Genomic DNA, 22,655 nt, shown 5'->3' on the forward strand with positions numbered 1-22,655 from the left:
TAGTCGTACATAGACGATCTTAACTACCGAGGGAGTATGGGGATGAATACCGTTTTGAAAGATTCTGAAGTGCCGCTCTATCTACAGGTGTCCGAATGGATCCGGGGCAACATCTATAAAGGCGACCTCACCACCGGCGATCGTGTGCCGTCCGAGAACCAGATCATGGAGATGCTGGGTGTCAGCCGCGGCACGGTCAAAAAGGCGGTGACCATGCTGGTCAAAGAGGGGCTGTTGGTGCAGGTGCAGGGGAAAGGCACCTTCGTGAAGAGTGAAAACATCTCCTATGCGCTGGGCGAGGGGCTGCTGTCGTTTGCCGAGTCGCTGGAGAGCCAGCACCTGAAGTTCAGCACTGAGGTGATTGAGTGCCAGACCGAGGCCGCCTCCAAGCGGGTGGCGTCCAAGCTGAACATTGCGGTGGGCGCGCCCATCCTCTACCTGAAACGGGTGCGCAGCGTGGAGGGAGAGAAGGTGATGCTGATTGAGAACCGCATCAACCTGGAGCACTGCCCCGGCATTACCGAAGTGGATTTTAACCATCACAACCTGTTTCCTACTATTGAAAAGCTGTCCGGTAAAAAGATCAGTTTTTCGGAGAGCCGCTACGCCGCCAAAATTATTGGGGCCGAGCGTGGGCACTATTTGGATGTGTATGAAGATGCGCCAGTGCTCCATCTTGAACAGCTGGTGTTCTTTAAGCAGGACATGCCGGTGGAATTTGGCAATGTCTGGCTTAAGTCAGATAAATACTATTTAGGTACTGTACTTCAACGAAGAGAGAGATAACCATCATGCCATTAGTCAACGGTAATATCCTGCTTGACCGCATCCGTGAAAAGCGTGTTTTGGCCGGGGCATTTAATACCACCAATCTGGAAACCACCCTCTCTATTTTGGACGCCATTGAGCGTTCAGGGTTGCCGAATTTTATCCAGATCGCCCCCACCAACGCGACGCTGTCGGGTTATGACTATATTTACGAGATTGTGAAAAAGCGCGCCGCCGTCATGGATGTGCCGGTCAGCCTGCATTTGGATCACGGCAAAAAGCTGGAGGATGTAAAAAACGCCGTCCGGGCTGGCTTTACCTCGGTGATGATTGATGGCGCGGAATTACCGTTTGAAGAGAACATCGCCTTTACCAAGGCGGCGGTGGACTTCTGCAAATCCTATGGCGTGCCGGTGGAGGCGGAGCTGGGGGCGATACTGGGCAAGGAGGATGACCACGTCAGCGAGGCAGACTGCAAAACCGATCCCCGGCAGGTGCTGCGTTTTGTCCAAGAGACCGGGTGCAGCATGTTGGCGGTCTCCGTTGGCAACGTACATGGCCTGGAGGATGTGCCGCGCATTGACATCCCGCTGCTTCAGGACATTGCCGCAATCTGCCCGGTGCCGCTGGTGATCCACGGCGGCTCTGGCATTGATGAGGCGATTATCCGCAGCTTTGTGAAATATAACGTCGTGAAAGTGAATATTGCCAGTGACCTGCGCAAAGCCTTTATTACCGCCGTCGGCCGGGCGTGGACGGAAAATAATAATGAGGCCAACCTGGCGCGCGTCATGACCAGCGCCAAAGCGGCCGTGGAGGAGGATGTTTTCAGCAAAATCCAGATGATGAATCGCGCCTCTTAATCAATACCGCCTGCCAATTGGGATGAAAAATGATTCGAGAAAGCATACGTGTGGTTAATAGCACGGGGCTACACGCACGCCCGGCCGCCACCCTGATTAAAACGCTGAAGAAATATGAATCCTCTATGACGGTGGTTAATAACGGCAAGGAGGTGGTAATAAAAGGGCTGATGAGCGTCCTGGGCGCGGGGGTAAAAGGTCACTCCCATATCGACATTATTTGCGATGGCGTGGATGAGCAGGATCTGATGAGCGAAATAAAAGGATTGTTTGCCGACGGGTTCGGCGAAAAAGAGTAATTCACCCCTTTTCATTAATCATGAAGCCTATGCTTCAGGATGCCCCGCACCCTGAATAAGGAGAAACCGAGTGAGTGAAAAACCATTGCGCCGCGTCCTACTCTCCAATGATGACGGCATTGATGCCCCCGGCATGGCGCTGCTGGCAGAAATTGCCGCCCTCCTGGCCGATGAGGTCTGGATTGTCGCCCCCGCCACCGACAAGAGCGGCGTCTCCAATTCGGTGAGCCTGCGCGAGCCGGTGCGGGTGGAGCGGCGCGGCCCGCACCGCTATGCCGTGCATGGCACGCCCGCGGACTGCGTGACGCTGGCCGTCAGGCACCTGATGAAAGACACCCCGCCTGATGTGCTGCTCTCCGGCATCAACAGCGGTTCGAACATCGGCTTTGAGACGGTGCTCTCCGGCACGGTCGGCGCGGCCATCACCGGCGTGCTGCTCGGCATTCCCTCGGTGGCACTGAGCCAGGACAAGCCACAGGACGTCGCGCCGGAGTGGCAGGTGGCCGAGCAGTTCTGCCTGCCGGTGCTGGCGCGGCTGCTGGAGGGTGGGCTGCCTGAACGTCAATTTCCCCCGCCTGCCGGTGGAGGCGATCAAGGGGGGCAAGGTGAGTCGGCAGGGAATTGGCAAGGTCAAAGGGCTGTTCGTCACGCCCACCACCGACCCGCACGGAGAGGAGTACTTCTGGATCCGCGTGGAGCACGGTGTGACGGCATTGCCAGCGCACAGCGAGGTGGCGGCCGTCGCTGACGGTTACATCTCCGTCACGCCGCTGACCTTCGAGCGCACTGACCGTGACGCGTGGAACAAACTGGCGTCGCGTTTCACTCAGGGAGAGCCATAAAAAAAGCCGCCACTTGGCGGCTTATCACTGGATGGCAGGGATGGCCTATTTCAATCCTTGGCCGGGGATCCACTGGGTGCCAGCCAGTGGCACGCGAGCCATTGCCGCCGCCTCGACGGTCAGGGCCACCAGATCCTCTGGCTCCAGATTGTGCAGGTGGGACTTGCCACAGGCGCGTGCCAGCGTCTGCGCCTCCAGCGTCAGCACCCGTAGGTAGTTGGCCAGCCGCTTGCCAGCGGCCACCGGATCAAGGCGCTGGCTCAGCTCTGGGTCTTGGGTGGTAATGCCCGCCGGATCTTTCCCCTCCTGGAAGTCATCATAGAAACCGGCGGCGGAGCCAAGCTTCTCATATTCGGCCTGATAGCGCGGGTGGTTGTCGCCCAGCGCAATCAGCGCCGCCGTGCCGATTGCCACCGCATCCGCGCCCAGCGCAATCGCCTTCGCCACGTCCGCGCCGTTGCGGATGCCGCCGGAGACAATCAGCTGCACCTCGCGGTGCACGCCCAGCTCCTGCAACGCCTGCACCGCCTGCGGAATGGCCGCCATGGTCGGGATGCCCACGTGCTCAATAAACACATCCTGGGTGGCGGCGGTGCCGCCCTGCATCCCGTCCACCACCACCACGTCTGCCCCGGCGTGCACCGCCAGCTTCACGTCGTAGTAGGTGCGGGTCGCGCCCACCTTCACGTAGATCGGCACCTGCCAGTCGGTGATCTCACGCAGCTCGGCAATCTTGATTGCCAGATCGTCCGGGCCTGTCCAGTCCGGATGGCGGCAGGCGCTGCGCTGGTCAATGCCCTGCGGCAGACAGCGCATCTTGGCGACGCGCTCGGAGATCTTCTGCCCCAGCAGCATCCCGCCGCCGCCTGGTTTTGCGCCCTGTCCCAGCACCACCTCAATGGCATCCGCCTTGCGCAGGTCATCCGGGTTCATGCCGTAGCGGGAGGGCAAATATTGGTAGACCAGCTTGCTGGACTGGCCGCGCTCCTCGGGCGTCATGCCGCCGTCACCGGTGGTGGTGGAGGTGCCGACCGCCGAGGCACCGCGGCCCAACGCCTCCTTGGCCTGTGCGGAGAGCGCGCCGAAGCTCATGCCCGCGATGGTCACCGGTGTGCTAAGCACCAGTGGCTTCTTAGCGAAGCGGGTGCCAAGCACGACTTCCGTGCTGCACTTCTCGCGGTAACCCTCCAGCGGGTAGCGCGACATGCTGGCCCCCAGAAACAGCAGGTCATCAAAGTGCGGCACTTTGCGCTTGGCACCCCAGCCACGGATGTCATAGATGCCGGTTTCGGCGGCGCGCTGGATCTCGGCGATGGCCGCGCGGTCATAGGTGGCTGACTCTCTCAGCGTCGGGTTGTATTTTTCGCTCATATTCTGCTCCTGTGCCTTAGTACGCTGAGGCGTTATCCACTTTGAAGTTATACAGCGTGCGTGCCGAGCCGTAGCGGGTGAATGCCTCCGGCGACTCGTCGGTGAAACCGGCCTGCTCCAGCAGGGCGGCCAGCTCGCTCAGGTGCTCTGGCCGCATCTCTTTCTGCACGCAGTCCGCGCCCAGCGAGGCCACTTGCCCCTTAACGTAGATGTGCGCCTCATAGAGCGAGTCGCCCAGCGCCTCACCGGCGTCGCCGCACACCACCAGACAACCGGCCTGCGCCATAAAGGCACTCATCGCGCCAATATTGCCCTTCACCACGATGTTGATGCCCTTCATTGAGATGCCACAGCGCGCCGAGGCGTTGCCCTCAATCACCAGCAGGCCGCCGTTGCCGGTCGCCCCGGCAGACTGGGAGGCATCACCCTTCACCCGCACGCTGCCGGACATCATGTTCTCCGCCACCCCTACACCGGCATTGCCGTGGATGGTGATGTCGGCGCGCTGGTTCATGCCAGCGCAGTAGTAACCGGCATGGCCGTCGATGTCGATGGTCACCGCCTCATTCACGCCGCAGGCGATGTTGTGCTGCCCCTGCGGGTTGACCACCCGCCAGGCGTTGATCTCGCGGCACTGCGCCGGGTCATGCAGCGCTTGGTTGAGTTCGCGCACCCCGGCGCTCAGATCGTAGGTTTTCATCAGCGCTGGCTCCCCGTGGCTGGTTGGTTAAGGCGTTCCCATACATAAATTTTGGCTGGCTCCGGCTCCCAGACCCGCGCGTCATTGATGCCCGGCAGGTGGGCGAGGGCGCGGTACTCCGAGGCCATCGCCACGTAGTCGTCGGTTTCGGCGATCACCGCCGGTTTGCAGGAGATAGGGTCACGCACCACGGCAAAGCCGTCATGGGTGCCGATGGTGAAGGTAAAAAAGCCATCCAGATCCTTCAGCGCGTTCTGCAACGCCGTGGTGAGGCTGTCGCCCTGACGCATCCGCCAGGCGAGGTAGCCCGCCGCCACCTCGGAGTCATTGTCGGTTTTGAAGCTGATACCGGCGCGCTTGAGCTTCTCGCGCAGGCGGTTGTGGTTGGAGAGTGAGCCGTTATGCACCAGACAGAGATCCATCCCGGTGGAGAATGGGTGGCTCCCTTGCAGCGTTACCGCACTTTCGGTCGCCATGCGGGTGTGGCCGATGGCGTGGCTACCGGCCATCTTCTCCAGCCCAAAGTGGGCGGCCACCTCGCCCGGCAGCCCGACCCCCTTCAGGATCTCGATGCTATGGCCCGCGCTCAGCACGTCCACTTCCGGTGCCTCGCTGGACAGCCACTCCAGCGCCAACGCCTCGGTGGTGGGCAGCTTGAACACTGTGGCATCGGCCAGTGGGAACCACTCATCCACCCGGCCAAAGGCAACGCCAAAGCGCTCCGCCAGCGCTGGCCAGTTGTAATTCTCCTGATCGCTGCGCAGGGTCAGCTTGATGCCGTCATGGTACTCATCGCCATAGACGGCAAAACCCGCGCTATCCGGGCCACGGTCGGTCATCGCCATCAGCATCGGGGTGAACAGTGCGCCCAACTGCGGCTCCAGCGCGGCATTTTTAAAGTAAAGTCCAACGATCCCACACATAAGTATCCTCGTGATTCAGCAGCTGGTAGTTAAAAGAATTCGAGATAGCGACGGGTTTCCCATTCGCTGACGTGGCGGTGGTACTCGTGCCACTCCTGACGCTTGACGCGGATGAACTCATCCACCAGCGCCACGCCCAGACTCTCGCGCAGCAGCGCATCGGCCTCCAGCGCATCGACCGCCTCTTTCAGGTTTTGCGGCAGCAGGGAGATGCCCTCCTGCTGGCACATCGCGGGCGTCATGGCGTAGAGGTTGCGGTTCTGCGCCTTGCCCGGATCGAGCTTGCGGGTGATGCCATCCAGCCCGGCGGCGATGATCGCCGCGTGCACCAGATAGGGGTTGGCGCCGGTATCGGGCAGGCGTAGCTCAAGGCGGCCATAGGGTACGCGAACCATTGCCGAGCGGTTGTTATCGCCATAGGTGATGAACACCGGTGCCCAGGTCGCGCCGCTGTGGGAGCCGCCGCTCACCAGCCGCTTGTAGGAGTTGACGGTCGGGGCGGCCAGTGCGCACAGCGCGCCCGCGTGGTGTAGCAGCCCGGCGAGGAAGTGGTAGGCGGTGGCCGACAGCCCCAGCCCCTGCGCATCCTGATCGTCGAAGAACAGGTTTTTGCCCTGCCCATCGGCCATGGAGAGGTGGAAGTGCATACCGTTGCCGGGCTTGTCGGCGCAGGGCTTGGGCATAAAGGAGCAGAGCAGCCCACGTTCGTGGGCAATCTCCCCGGCGGCCATGCGCACAAAGGTGAAGCGATCGGCAGAGGTGAGGGCGTCGCTGTAGCTGTAGTTGATCTCAAACTGGCCGTTGGCGTCCTCGTGGTCAATCTGGTAGACGTCAAAACCCACCGCTTGCAGCGACTCGGTCAGCTGTTCAAGGAAGCCACGCGCCCGCGACAGCCCCTTGTAGTCATAGCAGGGCTTGGCCAGCGTATCGCTGGGATCGGCGGGCAACGCTTCGCCCCCCGGCCCGCGGCTGAAGAGGGAAAACTCCGGCTCCAGCCCGCTGTTCAGCACCCAGCCGCGCTCTGCCAGCCGGGCGACCTGCTTTTGCAGCACCACCCGGCTGTCATAGGGGTGGGGCGCACTGTTGACATAACCGCTACAGACAATGCGGGCGTAGCCGGGCTGCCAGGGCACCAGCGACAGGGTGCTGAGATCGCCCCGGGCGTAGAAGTCTGGCCCCTGCGGCTCCATCCCCATGCCGGAGATGGCAAAACCGGCAAAGCCCGCGCCCTTCTCGACGATATCCATCAGGCACTTGGCCGGCACGGCTTTGGTCTTAGCCGCCCCGTGGATATCAACAAACTGCGCCAGCACGTAACGGATCTGGTTCTCTTGTAAAAACTGTTCGGCTTGTTCAGGTGACATAGTTTTCTCTCAACAGCGATGGAAGGGCGATGTCAGCACTGTCAGGTGGTCGGGGCCGTTCCTGACAGGAATAAATTTTTACTGTTGGGCAAAAGCAGGTTCCGTGCCAATTTCCTGCATTTATCAGGATGAATAGCATTTTCAATGGCTTAAAAAAGCGAGTGGCGAATATCGGGCGGAGTTTGCCCACAAAATAGGGCCGGGCAGCGACAAATAACGCTGGAATTAATGAATCATTCCCTAAGATGGTGCCCCAAAATAACCATCATCCTCACGTAATAAATACGGGCTTGCGCGGGTGAAGATATTTGCGGAAAATGTTTGCCGGTAAACCGTTTTCTTCATCTGCCAAATAAAATAGCGCCAGAAAGCGGAATGAATAAAATTTTAATTTATCTATCGACACGGCGATTTTTTTGAATTAAAAGTTTTAAGCACCAGCCTGTCTAAATGAAAATCAGCGTTGCGCCGGCCATTTATATTTGCCGGCAAACCTTTTACTTTATCTGTGTGGAGACGCCATGTCTGCGAATACTCATGATTACGTTATGATGGCCAGCTGCCCTGCGCGCTCAGGGATTATTGCTGCCGTTGCCGGGTTCCTCAGCAATAACCAGTGCTATATCAGTGAGCTGTCACAATATGATGATGAGCATTTGGGGCACTTCTTTCTACGCGCCCGTTTCCGTTTTAATGAGCAGGTAACGCCAGATATTGCCTCGCTGAAACGGGACTTTTCCGCCGTAGCGGAGGGGCTGTCGATGCAGTGGCAGGTATTTGACCGCGCAGTGCCAATGCGCGTGATATTGATGGTCAGTAAATTCGACCATTGCCTGCTGGATCTGCTCTACCGGAAAAATAAGGGCGAATTGCCGATTACCATCAGCGCAATTGTTTCCAACCACCTTGATTTACGCTCGATCGCCGAGCGTGACGGCATCCGCTTTATTTACCTGCCAGTGACCAAAGAGAATAAGGCGCAGCAGGAGGCGGAATTAATGAAGGTGGTGGAGGAGACGCAGGCAGAATTGGTAGTGCTGGCGCGCTATATGCAAATTCTCTCCGATACCCTGTGCCGCAAGCTGGCCGGGCGCGCCATCAATATCCACCACTCCTTCCTGCCGGGCTTCAAGGGGGCGATGCCCTACCATCAGGCCTACCACCGCGGCGTCAAACTGATTGGCGCGACAGCGCACTACGTCACCTCCGATCTGGATGAAGGCCCGATCATTGAGCAGGAGGTGCAGCGCGTAGACCACACCTACCGCCCTGAGGATCTGGTGGCCGTGGGCCGCAACACCGAAACCATCGCGCTGTCGCGTGCCGTGAAACTGCACGCCGAGCACCGCATCTTCCTCGACGAAAACAAAACGGTGATCTTCCGATGACGGCACAACCCCACACTGCCCGCCTGATTGATGGCAAACAGAGCGCGCAGCGGCTGCTGGCCGAGGTGGCGCAGCAGGTGCAGGCCAGCCGTGCCGAAGGCGTGACGCCCGTGCTGGCCGTGGTGCTGGTGGGCGATGACCCGGCCAGCCAGGTCTATGTGCGCAACAAACTGCGCGCCGCCGAACAGGTCGGCATCCTCTCCCATGAGTACCGCTTCCCGGCCACCCTCAGCGAGCAGCAATTGCTGGCGACCATCGACAACCTGAACCGGGATGAGGCGGTGAACGGCATTCTGGTGCAGCTCCCGCTGCCCGCGCACATTGATGAGGGGCGGGTGGTGCGTGCCATCTCCCCACTGAAGGATGTGGATGGCTTCCACCCGGAGAACGCCGGTGGGCTGGTGCAGGGGCAGCGCGTGCTGACGCCCTGTACGCCGCTCGGCTGTATGCGTCTGCTGGCGGAGTATGGCGGCGATCTGGCCGGTAAACACGCGGTGGTGGTGGGGCGCTCCAACATTGTTGGCAAGCCGATGGCCGCGCTGCTGTTGCAGGCGCACTGCTCCGTCACCACGCTGCACTCGCGTAGCCAAGACGCCGCCCGGCTGGCGCGACAGGCGGACATCCTGATCGCCGCCGTCGGGCGGCCAGGGATGATTGATGCCAGCTGGATCAAGCCGGGCGCGGTGGTGATTGACGTCGGCATCAACCGGATCACGCAGGACGAGGGACGCAGCCAGCTGGTGGGGGATGTGGACATTGCCAGCGTCAGCGCGGTGGCCGCTGCCCTGACGCCGGTGCCGGGCGGCGTCGGGCCGATGACCATCGCCTGCCTGATGCAAAACACCGTCACCGCCACCCAGTTGCAGCAACAGGCCGCCGCGCTCCAGTGCGCTGGCTAAGGGGAAGATCATGCCGTTTGCCTTGCTGAAGTATGGATTGTCGTCGCGCTACCCGGCGGAGGTGGACATCCCGCCGCCGCGCGATTTGAAAGCACACTATGACGTAGTGATCATCGGCGGCGGCGGCCACGGGCTGGCTACCGCCTACTATCTGGCGAAGTACCACGGCATCACCAACGTCGCGGTGCTGGAGAAAGCCTATCTGGGCGGCGGCAACACCGCGCGCAACACCGCGGTGATCCGCTCCAACTACCTCACCTCCGAAGGGGTGCGCTTCTACAGCGAATCGGTGAAGCTGTTTCAGGGGCTGTCGAATGAGTTCGACTTCAACATCATGTACTCAGAACGCGGCCAGTTGACGCTGGCCCACACTGACGCCACGGTGCGCGCCTTCCGCCAGCGGGCGGAGGTCAACAAACACTTTGGCGGCCGTACCGAGATGATCGATCGCCAGCAGATCCGCGAGCTGGTGCCGACCCTCAACCTCGACCCGGCCAATTTGCCAGTGCTGGCCGGGCTGTGGCATATCGACGGTGCCACCGCCCGCCATGATGCGGTGGCGTGGGGCTATGCCAAGGAGGCGGCCAAACGCGGCGTGGAGATCCACCAGCTTACCGAGGTGCAGGATCTGGTGGTGACCGAGGGGCGCATCACGGCGGTGAAGACCAACCGTGGCACCATCCGCTGTGGCTGCGCGGTGCAGGCGGTGGCGGGCTACAGCTCGCAGCTGGCGCAGAAGGCCGGTTTCCGCCTGCCGGTGGTGAGCTACCCATTGCAGGCGATGGTTACCCAGCCGGTGAAACCGTTCCTTGACCCGCTGGTCAGCTCCTCGGCGCTGCACTGCTACGTGCAGCAGACCAGCCGGGGCGAGGTGGTGTTCGGCGGCGGCTCCGATCCCTATCCGCTCTACAGCACCCGCTCGACCCTCGACCTGAAGGAGAGCCTGATCGCCCACGGCATTGAGATGTTCCCCTTCCTCGCACAGGCCAAATTGATGCGGCAGTGGGCGGGCATCACCGACATGACGCCGGACTACAGCCCGATCATGGGCGAAAGCCCGGTGAAGAACTACTACCTGGACGCCGGTTGGGGCACCTGGGGCTTCAAGGCGACGCCGATCTGCGGCAAGACGATGGCGGAACTGGTCGCCAGCGGCGGCAAGACGCCGGATCTGATCGCACCATTCCGTCTGGAGCGTTTCATGCAGTTCCGGCAGGTCAATGAAATGGGCGCCACGGCGGCCAGCCATTAGGGGATAACCGATGAAAGTGATGAACTGCCCGCTCAACGGGCCACGCAATATCAGCGAATTTGCCTACGGCGGCGAACTGAAGGCGATCCCCGACCAGGTGGGGTGCAGCGACCGCGACTGGGCGGATTACGTCTTCTACAGCGACAACACCGCCGGGGTGGTCACCGAGTGGTGGTTTCACCAGCCCTCCAGCTACTGGTTTTTGGCGGAGCGCCACACGGTGACCGACGAGATCCTGCGCACCTTTGATCCCGCCGAGCGCTTCCCGCACCCGGCGCGCCAGAGCCGCCCGGCAACCGCCCCGCAGCCTGACAGCCTGGAGGTGGCGTCATGAATGAGATCATCCTGGGGGAGCTGGACAGCCCGGCCAGCGCGGCGGAGGCGGCCCGCCTGCCGGCGCCGATGGGGCGGCTGATTGACCGTGGTCAGGCCATCACTTTTCACTTCGAGGGCACCGCCTACCGTGGCTACGCCGGTGACACCCTCGCCAGCGCGCTGCTGGCCCACGGGCGGCTGATCCTCTCGCGCTCCTTCAAATACCACCGCCCGCGCGGCGCGCTGACGCTGGCAGGGCAGGACGCCAACACGCTGGTGCAACTGCCGGAGGAGCCGAATGTGCTGGCGGACACCTTGCCGATCGCCGGTGGACTGCGCGCCAGCGGGCAGAACTACAGCGGCTCGCTGGAGAACGACCGCGACGAGAAGCTGCAACTCTTCTCGCGCTTTATGCCGGTCGGCTTCTACTACCGCGCCTTCTACAAGCCCAAGGGGATGTGGAAGCGCTGGGAGCCGCTTATCCGCCGCAAGGCTGGGCTGGGGGTGCTGAATCTGGCGGTTAAGCCGGGCTATTTTGACAAGGCTTATCTGTTCTGCGACCTAATGGTGATCGGCAGCGGGCCAGCCGGGTTGCAGGCGGCGCTGACGGCGGCGGATGCCGGTGCGGAGGTGCTATTGGTGGAGCAGCAACCGCTGCTGGGCGGCGCGCTGAACTGGGCGCGCTTCGGCACCGACACCCAACCGGCGGAGGAGGCGCTGCTGGCGCTAACCCAGCGTGCCAACCGCCACCCGCGCATCCGCGTAATGATAGGGGCCACCTGTAGCGGCTGGTTCCAGGATCACTACCTGCCGGTGATTCAGGGCGCGCGGATGTTTAAGGTGCGCGCCGGGGCCTGCGTGGTGGCGGCCGGTGCCTATGACCAGCCGGTGATCTTCCGCAACAATGACCTGCCGGGGGTGATGCTGACCAGCGCGCTCCAGCGGCTGATGGCGCTCTACGGGGTGCGGCCCGGCCGCCGGGCGCTGCTGCTGGCTGGCAATGATGACGCCTATCTGGCGGCACTGACCCTGCTGGAGCAGGGCGTGCAGGTGGCGGGAGTGGTGGATCTGCGCCCCGGCCCGAGCGATGCGCAGTTGGCGGCACGCCTGAAACAGGCCGGGGTGCCGCTCTGGCGGAACGCGACGGTCTGGGAGGCGCAGGCCGATAACCGTGGCTGCCTGCGACAGGTACAGGTGCACCGCATCACCGCGCCGGGCGAGGTGGCCCCGCAGGGCGAGGCCGTGACGTGCGACGTGCTCGGCATGTCCGCTGGCTACATGCCCGCCTGGCAGTTGCCGTGTCAGGCGGGCGGCAAATTGCACTACGACGACCAGACGGCCAACTTCTCCCTGAGCCACCTGCCAACCGGGTTGTTCACCGCCGGTTCGATCAACGGCTGGCACTCGCTGGAGGCGGTGCAGGAGGATGGGCGGCGGGCCGCGCTTCTGGCGTTGCGGCAACTGGGCATTGACGCGCCCGCGCCGCTGCCCGCCAGCCGTCCGCTGCCGCAGGTGAACCACCCCTGGCCGATGTTCCCGCACCCCAAGGGCAAGGAGTTCGTGGACTTCGATGAGGATCTGCAAATCAAGGACATCATCAACGCCACCCGCCACGGCTACCGCGACGTGCAGTTGGTGAAGCGCTTCTCCACCGTTGGCATGGGGCCATCACAGGGGCGGCACTCCGCCCTGCCGACGGCGCGGCTGGTGGCGCAGGCCACCGGGCGCAGCGTCAGTGAAACGGGCGTCACCACCGCGCGGCCGCCGTTCAGCGCCGAGAGTCTGGCGCATCTGGCCGGGCGCGGCTTCGACCCGTGGCGCGTCACGGCCATGCACGCGCGCCACCTGGCGTTGCAGGCGCAGATGATGCCCGCGGGCAACTGGCTGCGGCCGGGCTGGTATCGCCGCACGCCGACCCATGACAAGGCCAGCGCGGTGCAGGCCGAGGTGATGAACGTGCGCAACAATGTCGGGCTGATTGACCTCTCGACCCTCGGCGGCATCGAGCTGCGCGGCCCGGACGCGGCGGAGCTGCTCAACCGCCTCTACACCTTCGCTTTCCTTAAACAGCCGGTGGGGCGCACGCGTTACGCGCTGATGGCCAATGAGCAGGGGGTGATCATTGATGACGGTGTGGCCTGTCGGCTGGCGGAGAACCACTTCTACGTCACCGCGACCACCAGCGGCGTGGCGCGCGTCTACCAGTCGATGCTGTGGTGGAACACCCAGTGGCGGCTGGATGTGGACATCGCCAACGTCACCTCCGCCTGGGCGGCAGTCAATCTGGCCGGGCCGCGGGCGCGCGAGGTGTTGGCGCGGGTCTGCACCGGCGTGGATCTCTCGAATGAGGCATTCCCCTATCTGGCGTGTCGGCAGGGGGAGGTGGCGGGCATCCCGGCGCGGCTGCTACGCGTGGGCTTCGTCGGCGAGCTGGGCTATGAGATCCATGTGCCGACCCGCTACGGCGCGGCGCTCTGGGACGCGCTGATGGCCGCCGGTGCGCCGGAGAACATCCAGCCCTTTGGCGTCGAGGCGCAGCGCCTGCTGCGACTGGAGAAGGGGCATGTGATCATCGGGCAGGACACCGACGGCATGACCCACCCGGCGGAGGTATCGATGGGGTGGGCAGTGAACCGTGCCAAACCGGCCTTTGTAGGCCGCCGGGCGATTGACATTCTGGAGGCGCAGCCGCCGGTACGCCGCTTGGTGGGCTTTACCCTGCCCGCCGGATCGCCACAGCCACTGGAGGGGCATCTGGTGCTGGAGGGTGACCGCATCACCGGCAGCGTCACCTCCTGTGAGTTTTCTCCCACGCTAAATACCATCATTGGCATGGCCTATGCATCCTTTGAACAGTCACAGCCGGGCGCGCGCCTCACCTTGCGGGTAGAGGGCGGTGTGCAGCTGGAGGCGCAGGTGGTGGCCTTGCCCTTCTATGACGCGGATAACCAACGACAGGAGCTGTAACCATGCAGGCACAACCCTCTTACCCGCTGGCGCACCTGACCGCTGGCGTCTCTCCCCTGACGGCGGGCCATGCGCTGGTGACGCTGGTGGACTGCTCGCCGCGCGCCCGCGTGGGCTTTCGTGGCCGTGAGGCGGCGCAGTGGCTGGCCGGGCGCGGCTACCAGTTGCCCACCGCGCCCAATCTGGCGCTCTGGCAAGCGGATGGCACGCTGGTGGCTCGGTTGTCGCAGACCGAGTACCTGCTGCTGGCACCCGAGGCAGTGGGCGGCGATCGGCTGTGGCGTGAGGAGGCGGCGTGGCAGTTGGATGACACCGCCTGCTACCTGCTGCCCCGACAGGACAGCCATGCCTGGCTGGCGCTCAGCGGCGAGGCCGCCGCGCTAGTGATGGCAAAACTGTGCGGCGTTGATCTCACCGAGCGTGCCTTTGCGCCGGGTGCCATCGCCCAGACCTCGGTGGCGCGCGCCAGCGCGATAGTGATCAACGCCACCCGGCAGTCGCAGCCCACCTTTTGGCTGCTGATGGACAGCGCCACCGCCGCCTACTTCTGGCCGGTGCTGACCGATGCGATGGCCGAATTTGATGACGCGCACCACTCCCGTTAACCCCTGATTGGCGGAGGAACCGATGCCTGTGGCAACCGCAACCGACAATGACTATACCGTCCCCGCGCTGTTTCGCGGCCTGACCATTCTGGAGATGTTCAACAGCCGCGACCGCGTGCTGACGGTGCAGGATTTCGCCGACCGCTTGGGCATTACCATCTCGGCGATCTACCGCATCGTCACTACCCTTACCGAGATGAACTATCTGGAGAAGGTGGCGAAAAACACCTACCAGCTGGGGCCGCAGGTGATCTCCAACGGCTTCAGTTATCTCGCCAGCCGCGACGTGGTGGACATCGCGATGCCGCACCTGACAGCGCTGCGCAACACCGTGTCGATGTCCTGCCACCTCAGCATCCGCGAGGGGAGTGATGCGGTCTATATCTACCGCTCCTTTGCCGCCCAACGCCTGTCGGTGAACGTGCCGGTCGGCACCCGCATCCCGTGCCACTGCTGCGCGATGGGGCGGGTGCTGCTGATGGGGTTGACCGACCTGGAGCTGGAGCGCCTCTACCAGCATGTGCGGCTGGATGGCTACTCGCTGCCCGCGCCGCGCACGTTGCCGGAGCTGAAGGAGACCATCGAACAGGATCACGTGCGCGGCTGGGTTGAGCACCGCTCGGACTACGCCACCTCCATCGCCATGCCGCTGCGCGACCACCACAACCAGATTGTGGCGGCGATCAATATCTCCGGCCCGGACGCGCTGATGTCTGACGAACGCCAGAAACAACATGCGCGTGAGGCGCTGTTCGCCAGCGCGCAACGCATCTCTTTCGAGCTGGGCAACCTGCGCAAAATGTCGGAGAAAATCACCTGCCGATGACCAGACTCCCTCCCGCTAAGCGCGGCAGCCCGCTCAGCCTCGAGCAGCACATCGCGCGCGCCATCAAGCAGCGCCGCCTCTCCCAGCGCTTTAAGATCTCAGACGTGGCACGCATCGCCGGACTTAGCCCCGGCATGGTGAGCAAGGTGGAGAACGCACAGGTCTCCACCAGCCTCGATACCCTCAGCCGGCTGTGCGACGCCATCGGCCTGCCCATCTCTCGGCTGTTCAGCGACTACGACATGGGGCGGCGCGGCGCACAACTGGTGAAGGCGGGTGAGGGGATGGAGGTGGTGCGCTCCGGCACCGAGGTGGGGCACTCCTACCAACTGCTGCGCTACGCCCAGGGGCCGGTGAAGGTGTATGAGCCGTTTCTGGTGACGATGGACGACGCCAGCGAGGAGTTCCCCAACTTCAGCCATCCGGGACAGGAGTTTCTCTACCTGCTGGAGGGGGAGCTGGTCTATCGCCACGGCGAGCGCCTCTACCCGATGTCCGCCGGTGACAGCCTCTCTTTCGACGGCATGGTGCCGCACGGGCCAGAGACCCTGACACAGGTGCCGATCCGGCTGCTGTCAGTGATCCACTATGAAGAGGGGGATGACGGGTCGCTGGCTTAGCGGAGGGAGAGCAACAGGGCGCTGGCGCTGACCAGCGCTGCCGCCAGCCAGAGGTGACCGCGTAACAGGCCGGTGTAGAGGCCCGCGGCCCCCAAGGCCAGCAGCAGGCCGCCCAACGCATACTCCCACTAGTCGTGGCGACCCCAGCCGCGCAGGCAGAGCAGGGCAACAATCGCCATCGACCAGCCGGTGCGTCGGCGTGACAGGGTGGTGCGCTCCGGTTGCAGGCCGGGATCGCGTGCGCTCACGGCTGCCCCTGCCAGATAAGCAGCCCGAGCAGCAGCGCCAACAGGGCCATCAGCGCGCTGGCCAGTGGCAGGGCTGGCGAGCGGGGCAGGTCACGCCCTAGCCGCATCGCATACTCATTGTGCCGCCAGCGCCGCCAGGCCAGCACTCCCATGATGGCCGCCGTGATAAGCAGCCCCTGCGCCAATGCCATGCGCAGGGCGGGCGAGGCGAATGCCGGGGAGAACTGGTCAATGCCCACCGCCGCGGCCATCAGCGCCAGCGCGGTACGCAGCCAGGCCAGAAAGGTGCGCTCATTCGCCAACGTAAAGCGGTAGTCCGGCGTCTTGCCAGCCAGCCACCACTTGCCGCTGGGCACGTCACTCGGGTTCCTCATGCTGGATCCTCTCCTTAATCAGCAACTCCCTGATGGATAACCCGGCCGCCGCGCGGTCACGCAGGTTGTGGCGGGTGATCTCGGTACAGAGAAATTCAATCATAAACAGTTGCGAGAGCCGGGTTTCAATTGAGTCCCCCTGCTGTGGCCCGGCGCTGCCGCAGGTCAGCAGGAAGGTGTCGGCCAGCGCGGTCAGCGGCGAGTGCGGGCTATGGGTAATGGCGAGCCGCTGCGCGCCAGCGCGTTCCGCCAGCCGGAAGGCGTTGACCACCTCCGGCGTGGCGCCAGAGTGGGAAAAGGCTACCACCAGATCGTCCGGCTTCAGATTGGCGAGTTTCAGCGTCATGCTGAAGCGGTCACAATAGGCTTCGGCATCAATGCCGAGCCGGTTCATCTTGTCTCGCGCCTCAAGGGCGGAGAGGCCGGACGCGCCAAACCCGACAAACAGCACCCGGCTGGCGCTCAGGAACCGCTCGACGACGGGCTTCACCACCCGCATGTCCAGCAGATCGATGGTCTCTTGCAGCGTCGCCCCGGCCGCCAGTGCGATCTTCTGCGCCACCTCCTTGCGGCTGTCATCCAGAAAAATGTCGGGCGAGGCGGGCAGTGGCTGGTCGCTCTCCGCCAACAGTTCGCGCTTCAACGCCGCCTTCAGGTTGAGCAGCCCACCGTAGCCCACCTTTTTGCAGAAGCGGACGATGGTCGCCTCGCTCAGTTGCAGCGCTGCCGCCAGCTGCTTCACCGGCATCTGGGCCACCTGTGCCGGCTGGCGCAGGATAAACTCCGCGATGCGGCGATCGGTCTCCCCCAGCCCACCCATGATGTTGTGGATATAGACCCTGACGTTCTCCCGGTTCACGCTCATTCTGGCTTCCTCTGCAATCATTCTGGCGGCTATTCTGGCCCCGGTGGCGTCAGGCGTCCACTGCCATGCGCAGCCGCACGTCAAACGCCCGCGATGCGCCCGGCCGCAGGCAGTGGATACCGCGTTTATGCGCCAGGCGGCCATCAAAAGGCCGGATCGTCGGTGGTGCCAGCCAGCGGCTCCAGACAGAGCAGATCGGCACCCGGTACGCCCCACAGCGCCAGCCACGGCTGGGTGCCGGTCTCCAGCGCCATCACCTCCCGCCCGGTCGGCGACAGCACCGCCATCCGCCGCTGGCGGCACCTGCCGAAATAGAGCGCGCCATGCCGGAAAACCTCTGGCGTGAGCCGGAAATTGTGGGTGGAGGGGGTCTCCACGGGCAGGCTCAGGGTGCGGTCGTGGGTCGGGAAGGGGCCAGCCACCGCCCGCGAAAACGCGATGCGCCACCCCGGCTGCGAGGCCACTGGCAGGGCGAAACCGGGGTGCCAGCCAAGGGAGAACCACATCGGCCGGTGGTCGCGGTTGATCACCTGCTGCCGCAGCGCCAGCCCATCCCGGTGCAGCACCCAGTGGGTGGTGACCTGCCAGCGCCACGGCCAGCACGGCGGTGCACTCCCATCGGCGCTGGCCGCCAGTACCAGCCGATCCGCCTGCCGCGCCAGACAGGTAAAACGCTGGTAGCGCAAAAAGCCGTGCGCCTCCAGCGGCCAGAAGTGCCCCTCCGCCCGCACCCCGCCCTGCACCAGCCGGCCGACCACCGGAAAAAGTTGGGTGGCGGAGTGCGCCCAGATACCGGGCTGCGGCTGCCAGATCCATTCGCGTTGCAGTTGCTTGTCCCACAGGCTGACCAGCTCGCCGCCCTGCGCCATGATGTGCGCCCGGAAGCGCCGGTTCTCCAGTTGAAAGCCAGCCATCTCAGGCTGTCCGCAACAGCAGGCGCGACTGGTAGAGCAGCGCCCGGCGGTGCCTTTGTCATTGCGCGCCAGCCCGACCGCGATGCCCACCGCGAACAGCAGCGGCAGATGGTCAAAGACCACGCTGCCGCACAGCTTCATAACCGTAAAGGTGGCCTGAAGCACGCCGTGCGTCAGGATGGGATAGGTGGTCAGGGTCACCGGGTTGGTCAATACGCCCCCGATCCCCAGTAGCAGCCCGGCAGTGGGCAGCAGGGCGATCGGCAACATAAAGGACTTTCCCAAATTTTGTGCGCCGGCAAACAGTGTGCTCATAACGGCTCCTGTGATCATCGGATGAAGTTTAAATTTCACTGTATAGTTTTTATTATGAAATCTATATTTCGATCGAATGCCAGCAAAGTCAAAAGCGGATGCAGGAAGGGTGAGCTGCATCACCTACTTTTTTTGTGGTTAACGGGTTGGGGAAAAATGCGGAGTAAGACAGAAGATCCAGCCAAAACAGCGCTGGATTTGATGTTATTTTACTCGAACGCGGCCTAATCAGTGGATTCCTATCTAAAAATTAGTTGTACAACAATCTCTGATTTGTATAATTTCCCTTTGAACGAAAAGTCGCTTATTTACTAACCAGATTTTTGGGGCTTAAAGATGCAACGGCAACAACGGACGCCAGTCACAAAGCGTGAAATCAAGCCTTCTTTCCGGTCAAACGCTCCCGGCGTACCCACACAAGAGGAGAGCCTGGGACAGGTTGTGGCGGAGATATTGCGTGCCGGTGAGGCTGTAACGCGTACATCCATCTGTACCAAATTGCTGGCAAAGCTGGATCAGACCCCTGGGGCCGACATGGAAAAGCATTATCATGCTTTGCTTGCGTTGGTACTGGGTCGGGAAGAACGATAAATAATTTGTATCACGCTGGCTCCGGCCAGCTTTTTTTCATCCGCGTTTTGAAATTCCCAAGTCATGATGACCCATATCAGCGCCTCCTGATCCCGGCAGACATGGCGTCAGCCACTCTGCCCATAAGCCGCCTACCATGCGGCTGTATCGCTTTGCGCCTTGCCGGGCGCCGCCATCCAGCTGCATGACAGGCATTTCTCATTAACAACACAGGAGAGGGTTTGAACAACGACGATAACGTAAATAATATGCACAAACTTTTGGGAGAGGCAGTGATGTCCCTCCTTGAAGACCAGGGTGCTGTAAACAACCACACCATACTGGAGAGGCTGACGCAGCTTGCCGAGGGTGAGTCTGATGAGGACGTCATCATGGCGTACTGGCAAGCCAGAAAGGCCTTTCGCCAGTCTGCGTCGTCAGCGGCGGCCCGTCAGGCTTTAGACGATGGCTTTGCTGACACCAATATGGTCAGGCTTCACTCCCACCGAGTTAGATTGAAACAATCCTCGGATGAGAAGGAGTAACGCCCTGGCCCATTAAGCAAACCGGTGGCGCGCAGATGAAGGCTGTACGCCACCGGTTCTTACCCCCGTTTCCCCAGCGTCAGTTGTCCAGTTCGCTCATGTTGCTGATCTGGTCACGGTTGGTCTGCTCGGTGCGGCCCGTCTGCGCGTCGCGATAGGAGACCAGCCCGGTGTCATTATCAATCTCTGGTTTGCCATCAGTCACGATGGTTCTGCCGTCAGTGGTTTTGATGGCCTGATTCGATGAACAGCCCGCCAACGCTGCCAGTGAGGCTGTTGCCAATACCAGCGCCATTATGGTTTTTTTCCGCATCTTCACTCCTTGGTCACGTCCGGAAATATGCCGCCCTCCACAAGAGGGATCTTTAACCCTTAAAACTATACCAAGCGGAATAGTTTTCCTCCCTCAGGCCGGGTTTTTATCAGAAAAAGTATGAGAAATCATGAATGTAATTGTTTTTCATAAGCTTATTGTGATTTCTCTTATCAGGTGAATAGATGACCACAATTAGCGCGGGGTTATATTTTCCTGATGTAAATAGTTAAGTGAAGTAAAGTTTTGGCCAGCCCACCATGTTTTCCGGCGATTTTTACATTACTAGAGAAAAAACCGCCGCAACTATAGAAATGACAGACTTATTAACAGTTTGCCTGAGCCAGATCGCGGCTTTCCCTCCCAGATTGGCCCCCAGCATATATGCTTAAACTGTGACACCCGTCACCCCTGCTGTTTTCATCCACTTTGATGCTATTGGTGAATAATGTGCTGATCAAAAAGAAGAAGACCCGATCCCACACAGAAGACCGCTACCTGGCGCTGATTTTGGCAACCACCGCGGGCATCCTGAATGCCATGGCGCTAGGCGCGTTTGGTTTTTTTCCCTCCCACATGACCGGTAATGCCTCCCAGATCTCTTCGGAGGTCTCCAGCTCTGACCTGAATGATCTGATCTTCCTCGCTGTCCTGATCGGCGCGTTTGTGCTTGGCTCCACCACTGCCCGTTTCTCGGTGATTGCCGGACTGAAGAACAATATCCGCACCATTTTTTGCCTGATTATTTTGGTCGAAGGGGTGGCGCTGACCTTGATGTCGGTGTTTGAGACCTTCTCCTACTCGCCACGGCATAACCGCGAGATTCTGGTGCTGCTGGGGTTCCTGATGGGGCTACATAACTCCACCTCCACCCAGCTCTCCAATGGCCGGGTGCGGTCAACCCACATCACCGGCACCCTGACCGACGCGGGCATCGCGCTTGGCTCGTTCTTCTCGTCGTTTGTCACCGGCACTGCCTCCAGCGATCGCCATTTCCATCGCAAGCAGCTTTATACCCACCTCACCACGGTCTTCTCCTTCCTGACCGGCTGTATCGTCGGGCTGATGTTGTTCAATGAGTATGGCTTCAACGCGATGATTGGGCTGGGCATCTTTTTGATTATGGTTTCGCTGGTGTCGGTGGCCGCCACCCTGCGGATGGCACGCAAAGCCTTTTACTGAACGCCATGCGGACATAAAAAAGCCGGTAACGCACGTTACCGGCTTTTTAGTGGGCTGGCTCAGGCCGCCACTTGTCGCGGCGGGCGGGGGGCAGTGTTTACCTCGCTCAAGCCAAACAGGAGACGCAGGAGTTTATAGCGCGTCATCTGGTAACCCAGCGCCACACTCAACAGGCAGGTTGAGGGAATAACAAACAGCATGAAGTAGTAGGGATTATGCGAGCCTCCCACGGTCATCCACATCCACGCCAGCAATAACAGTACCGGCAGATGCACCAGATAGAAGGGCAGGGCGATGCTGGTCAAAAAGGTAACGCCAGCGGAGGCATTCATCTTCAGGTTTTTAAATACGAAGAAGATACCCAGGCAGATTAACAGCGCGCACAATCCCTTTGAAACTTTGCTGACAAAGGCCAGCACGGCAATATCCGCCTTGAACAGCAGATACCACAGGATATAAATCCCGGCGAACGCCACTGACCATCCCAGCGTAATACGCTTCTCCAGATAATAGAGCACCATGCCGATGAAATAGAAGGGCAGGTAGTTAATCAACTGGTTAATTTGCAGCAGCGAGAATATCTCATGGTTCCGCTGGAGGGGTGCGGTTAGCGAGTTAAACGCCATGCAGCCATACACCAGACAAGCCATCGCCGGCAGCAGCAGCAACCACGGCAGCGCGTTGAGGCGGCGCGCCACGGCGGCAATCGCGTTGCTAAGCGTAACCGGGGCCAGCATCACCAGCAGGCTGATCATCGACAGCGTCACCAGGAACCAGAGGTGCTTATAGCTGAGGTAGTCCGCCCACTGCCGATCGGCAAACAGCGCTGACATCTCCAGAGAGATGAGCGGCAAGATAATGGCGATGGAGGCCAGGGTGGGAACAATAATCCGCTTCACGCGGTTTTCCACAAAACGCCCCCACCCTTTTTTCGTAATCACCAGCGCAGAGAAAAAGCCGGAGATCAGGAAAAAAAGCTCCATACGGAAATAGTGGGTGAAGTCGAGTGCCGCGTCCAATTCACGGGCATATCCAAAGCTATATTCAAATCCCCATGCGCCAGTCAATAACATTGAGGCATGGAATGTTGGGCCAAAAAACATAATGATAGATCTTAACAGGTCAAGACCTATTAGGCGCTCTTTCATCGCAATTACCAAATATTAATCAGAAGGTAATAATTATCTTATGACGAGTTTTTCATTGTCAATTATAAGTTGGCGGCGGAAAATTATGCTAGTTGCTGATTATTCCGTGATGAATTAAGAGAAAAAGATAAATTAAGAGCAATCCTAAATATAAGTCGTTGCCAATTGAATTACACAAT

The 22,655-nt window shown here is 61.2% G+C and carries 25 protein-coding genes and 2 pseudogenes; 16 read left to right on the plus strand and 11 right to left on the minus strand.

The genetic code is table 11. From position 1 onward, the window contains the following. The first annotated feature begins 42 nt into the window (after positions 1 to 42). The 5 genes from ACK3SD_RS19870 to ACK3SD_RS19890 all read left to right on the plus strand — a co-directional run bounded on the left by ACK3SD_RS19870 (position 43) and on the right by ACK3SD_RS19890 (position 2,772). Positions 43 to 786: a GntR family transcriptional regulator gene (locus ACK3SD_RS19870; RefSeq protein WP_481128043.1), complete on the plus strand. Its 744-nt coding sequence runs from the start codon at positions 43 to 45 to the stop codon at positions 784 to 786. A gap of 5 nt (positions 787 to 791) precedes the next feature. Next, complete coding sequence (locus ACK3SD_RS19875) at positions 792 to 1,631, plus strand: class II aldolase (RefSeq protein ID WP_137765197.1); 840 nt, start codon at positions 792 to 794, stop codon at positions 1,629 to 1,631. Positions 1,632 to 1,660: 29 nt separating this feature from the next. Beyond that, a complete protein-coding gene (locus ACK3SD_RS19880; RefSeq protein ID WP_481128044.1) occupies positions 1,661 to 1,930 on the plus strand; it encodes an HPr family phosphocarrier protein in 270 nt (89 codons plus the stop codon). Between the two features lie 70 nt (positions 1,931 to 2,000). Continuing rightward, a complete protein-coding gene (gene surE / locus ACK3SD_RS19885; protein WP_481128045.1) occupies positions 2,001 to 2,678 on the plus strand; it encodes a 5'/3'-nucleotidase SurE in 678 nt (225 codons plus the stop codon). Continuing rightward, a complete protein-coding gene (locus ACK3SD_RS19890; RefSeq protein ID WP_481128046.1) occupies positions 2,635 to 2,772 on the plus strand; it encodes a hypothetical protein in 138 nt (45 codons plus the stop codon). Before surE ends, ACK3SD_RS19890 begins: the two co-directional genes overlap by 44 nt. 45 nt (positions 2,773 to 2,817) lie before the next feature. Here ACK3SD_RS19890 and ACK3SD_RS19895 read toward each other — a convergent pair whose 3' ends face one another. From ACK3SD_RS19895 to glnT, 4 genes are read right to left on the minus strand one after another with little or no spacing between them, the layout of a single operon-like run. Beyond that, positions 2,818 to 4,143, minus strand: a complete 1,326-nt coding sequence (locus ACK3SD_RS19895; protein WP_137765200.1) for an FMN-binding glutamate synthase family protein — start codon at positions 4,141 to 4,143, stop codon at positions 2,818 to 2,820. A gap of 16 nt (positions 4,144 to 4,159) precedes the next feature. Continuing rightward, positions 4,160 to 4,843 carry a GltB/FmdC/FwdC-like GXGXG domain-containing protein gene (locus ACK3SD_RS19900; RefSeq protein ID WP_137765201.1) on the minus strand — a complete coding sequence of 228 codons (684 nt, stop codon included), beginning with the start codon at positions 4,841 to 4,843 and terminating at the stop codon, positions 4,160 to 4,162. Then, the gene (locus ACK3SD_RS19905) at positions 4,843 to 5,766 is read right to left on the minus strand and encodes a class II glutamine amidotransferase (RefSeq protein ID WP_481128047.1); all 924 of its coding nucleotides are present in this window, start codon (positions 5,764 to 5,766) and stop codon (positions 4,843 to 4,845) included. The genes ACK3SD_RS19900 and ACK3SD_RS19905 overlap by 1 nt, the downstream gene beginning before the upstream one ends. Before the next feature lie 29 nt (positions 5,767 to 5,795). Beyond that, entirely contained in the window at positions 5,796 to 7,130 is a 1,335-nt protein-coding gene (gene glnT, locus ACK3SD_RS19910; protein WP_481128048.1) for a type III glutamate--ammonia ligase, read from the minus strand. A gap of 521 nt (positions 7,131 to 7,651) precedes the next feature. On the opposite strand from glnT, the gene purU reads away from it, so the two are divergent. Genes purU through ACK3SD_RS19950 form a run of 8 tightly spaced genes read left to right on the plus strand, consistent with a single transcriptional unit; the run spans position 7,652 to position 16,002 of the window. Continuing rightward, positions 7,652 to 8,518: a formyltetrahydrofolate deformylase gene (purU, locus tag ACK3SD_RS19915; protein ID WP_481127845.1), complete on the plus strand. Its 867-nt coding sequence runs from the start codon at positions 7,652 to 7,654 to the stop codon at positions 8,516 to 8,518. Then, a complete protein-coding gene (gene folD / locus ACK3SD_RS19920; protein WP_481127846.1) occupies positions 8,515 to 9,417 on the plus strand; it encodes a bifunctional methylenetetrahydrofolate dehydrogenase/methenyltetrahydrofolate cyclohydrolase FolD in 903 nt (300 codons plus the stop codon). Before purU ends, folD begins: the two co-directional genes overlap by 4 nt. A 10-nt stretch (positions 9,418 to 9,427) precedes the next feature. Further along, on the plus strand, positions 9,428 to 10,669 hold the full coding sequence (locus ACK3SD_RS19925; RefSeq protein WP_481127847.1) for an FAD-dependent oxidoreductase: 1,242 nt from the start codon (positions 9,428 to 9,430) through the stop codon (positions 10,667 to 10,669). A gap of 10 nt (positions 10,670 to 10,679) precedes the next feature. Further along, positions 10,680 to 11,003, plus strand: a complete 324-nt coding sequence (locus ACK3SD_RS19930) for a sarcosine oxidase subunit delta (RefSeq protein WP_481127848.1) — start codon at positions 10,680 to 10,682, stop codon at positions 11,001 to 11,003. Next, positions 11,000 to 13,951, plus strand: a complete 2,952-nt coding sequence (locus ACK3SD_RS19935) for a 2Fe-2S iron-sulfur cluster-binding protein (RefSeq protein ID WP_481127849.1) — start codon at positions 11,000 to 11,002, stop codon at positions 13,949 to 13,951. Before ACK3SD_RS19930 ends, ACK3SD_RS19935 begins: the two co-directional genes overlap by 4 nt. Positions 13,952 to 13,953: 2 nt before the next feature. Further along, positions 13,954 to 14,556 carry a sarcosine oxidase subunit gamma gene (locus ACK3SD_RS19940; RefSeq protein WP_481127850.1) on the plus strand — a complete coding sequence of 201 codons (603 nt, stop codon included), beginning with the start codon at positions 13,954 to 13,956 and terminating at the stop codon, positions 14,554 to 14,556. A gap of 22 nt (positions 14,557 to 14,578) precedes the next feature. Continuing rightward, on the plus strand, positions 14,579 to 15,382 hold the full coding sequence (locus ACK3SD_RS19945) for an IclR family transcriptional regulator (protein WP_481127851.1): 804 nt from the start codon (positions 14,579 to 14,581) through the stop codon (positions 15,380 to 15,382). Next, positions 15,379 to 16,002: a helix-turn-helix domain-containing protein gene (locus tag ACK3SD_RS19950; RefSeq protein ID WP_481127852.1), complete on the plus strand. Its 624-nt coding sequence runs from the start codon at positions 15,379 to 15,381 to the stop codon at positions 16,000 to 16,002. Before ACK3SD_RS19945 ends, ACK3SD_RS19950 begins: the two co-directional genes overlap by 4 nt. Positions 16,003 to 16,151: 149 nt before the next feature. On the opposite strand, the pseudogene ACK3SD_RS19955 reads toward ACK3SD_RS19950, so the two are convergent. The 5 genes and pseudogenes from ACK3SD_RS19955 to ACK3SD_RS19975 form a co-directional block, all read right to left on the minus strand. Continuing rightward, a pseudogene (locus tag ACK3SD_RS19955) lies at positions 16,152 to 16,250 on the minus strand (DUF202 domain-containing protein); the annotation flags it as partial. Continuing rightward, positions 16,247 to 16,624 (minus strand): YidH family protein, encoded by a 378-nt coding sequence (locus ACK3SD_RS19960; RefSeq protein ID WP_481127853.1) that lies wholly within the window; start codon positions 16,622 to 16,624, stop codon positions 16,247 to 16,249. The pseudogene ACK3SD_RS19955 and the gene ACK3SD_RS19960, both read right to left, overlap by 4 nt. Next, the gene (locus tag ACK3SD_RS19965) at positions 16,608 to 17,489 is read right to left on the minus strand and encodes a MurR/RpiR family transcriptional regulator (RefSeq protein ID WP_137765213.1); all 882 of its coding nucleotides are present in this window, start codon (positions 17,487 to 17,489) and stop codon (positions 16,608 to 16,610) included. Before ACK3SD_RS19965 ends, ACK3SD_RS19960 begins: the two co-directional genes overlap by 17 nt. A 143-nt stretch (positions 17,490 to 17,632) precedes the next feature. Further along, entirely contained in the window at positions 17,633 to 18,403 is a 771-nt protein-coding gene (locus tag ACK3SD_RS19970) for an aldose epimerase family protein (RefSeq protein WP_481128054.1), read from the minus strand. A 42-nt stretch (positions 18,404 to 18,445) separates the two neighbouring features. Next, positions 18,446 to 18,718 (minus strand): annotated as a pseudogene (locus ACK3SD_RS19975) (PTS transporter subunit EIIC); the annotation flags it as partial. A gap of 336 nt (positions 18,719 to 19,054) precedes the next feature. On the opposite strand from ACK3SD_RS19975, the gene ACK3SD_RS19980 reads away from it, so the two are divergent. After that, complete coding sequence (locus ACK3SD_RS19980; RefSeq protein WP_481127854.1) at positions 19,055 to 19,309, plus strand: biofilm development regulator YmgB/AriR family protein; 255 nt, start codon at positions 19,055 to 19,057, stop codon at positions 19,307 to 19,309. Positions 19,310 to 19,530: 221 nt separating this feature from the next. Beyond that, positions 19,531 to 19,833, plus strand: a complete 303-nt coding sequence (locus ACK3SD_RS19985; protein WP_481127855.1) for a hypothetical protein — start codon at positions 19,531 to 19,533, stop codon at positions 19,831 to 19,833. Positions 19,834 to 19,912: 79 nt separating this feature from the next. Here ACK3SD_RS19985 and ACK3SD_RS19990 read toward each other — a convergent pair whose 3' ends face one another. Next, positions 19,913 to 20,146 (minus strand): YgdI/YgdR family lipoprotein, encoded by a 234-nt coding sequence (locus ACK3SD_RS19990; protein ID WP_481127856.1) that lies wholly within the window; start codon positions 20,144 to 20,146, stop codon positions 19,913 to 19,915. A 450-nt stretch (positions 20,147 to 20,596) separates the two neighbouring features. On the opposite strand from ACK3SD_RS19990, the gene ACK3SD_RS19995 reads away from it, so the two are divergent. Further along, a complete protein-coding gene (locus ACK3SD_RS19995) occupies positions 20,597 to 21,328 on the plus strand; it encodes a YoaK family protein (protein WP_481127857.1) in 732 nt (243 codons plus the stop codon). A 59-nt stretch (positions 21,329 to 21,387) separates the two neighbouring features. Here ACK3SD_RS19995 and ACK3SD_RS20000 read toward each other — a convergent pair whose 3' ends face one another. Continuing rightward, positions 21,388 to 22,476 (minus strand): acyltransferase family protein, encoded by a 1,089-nt coding sequence (locus ACK3SD_RS20000; RefSeq protein WP_481127858.1) that lies wholly within the window; start codon positions 22,474 to 22,476, stop codon positions 21,388 to 21,390. Between the last annotated feature and the right edge of the window lie 179 nt (positions 22,477 to 22,655).

This window comes from Chimaeribacter sp. YP20170169 (genome assembly GCF_056739715.1).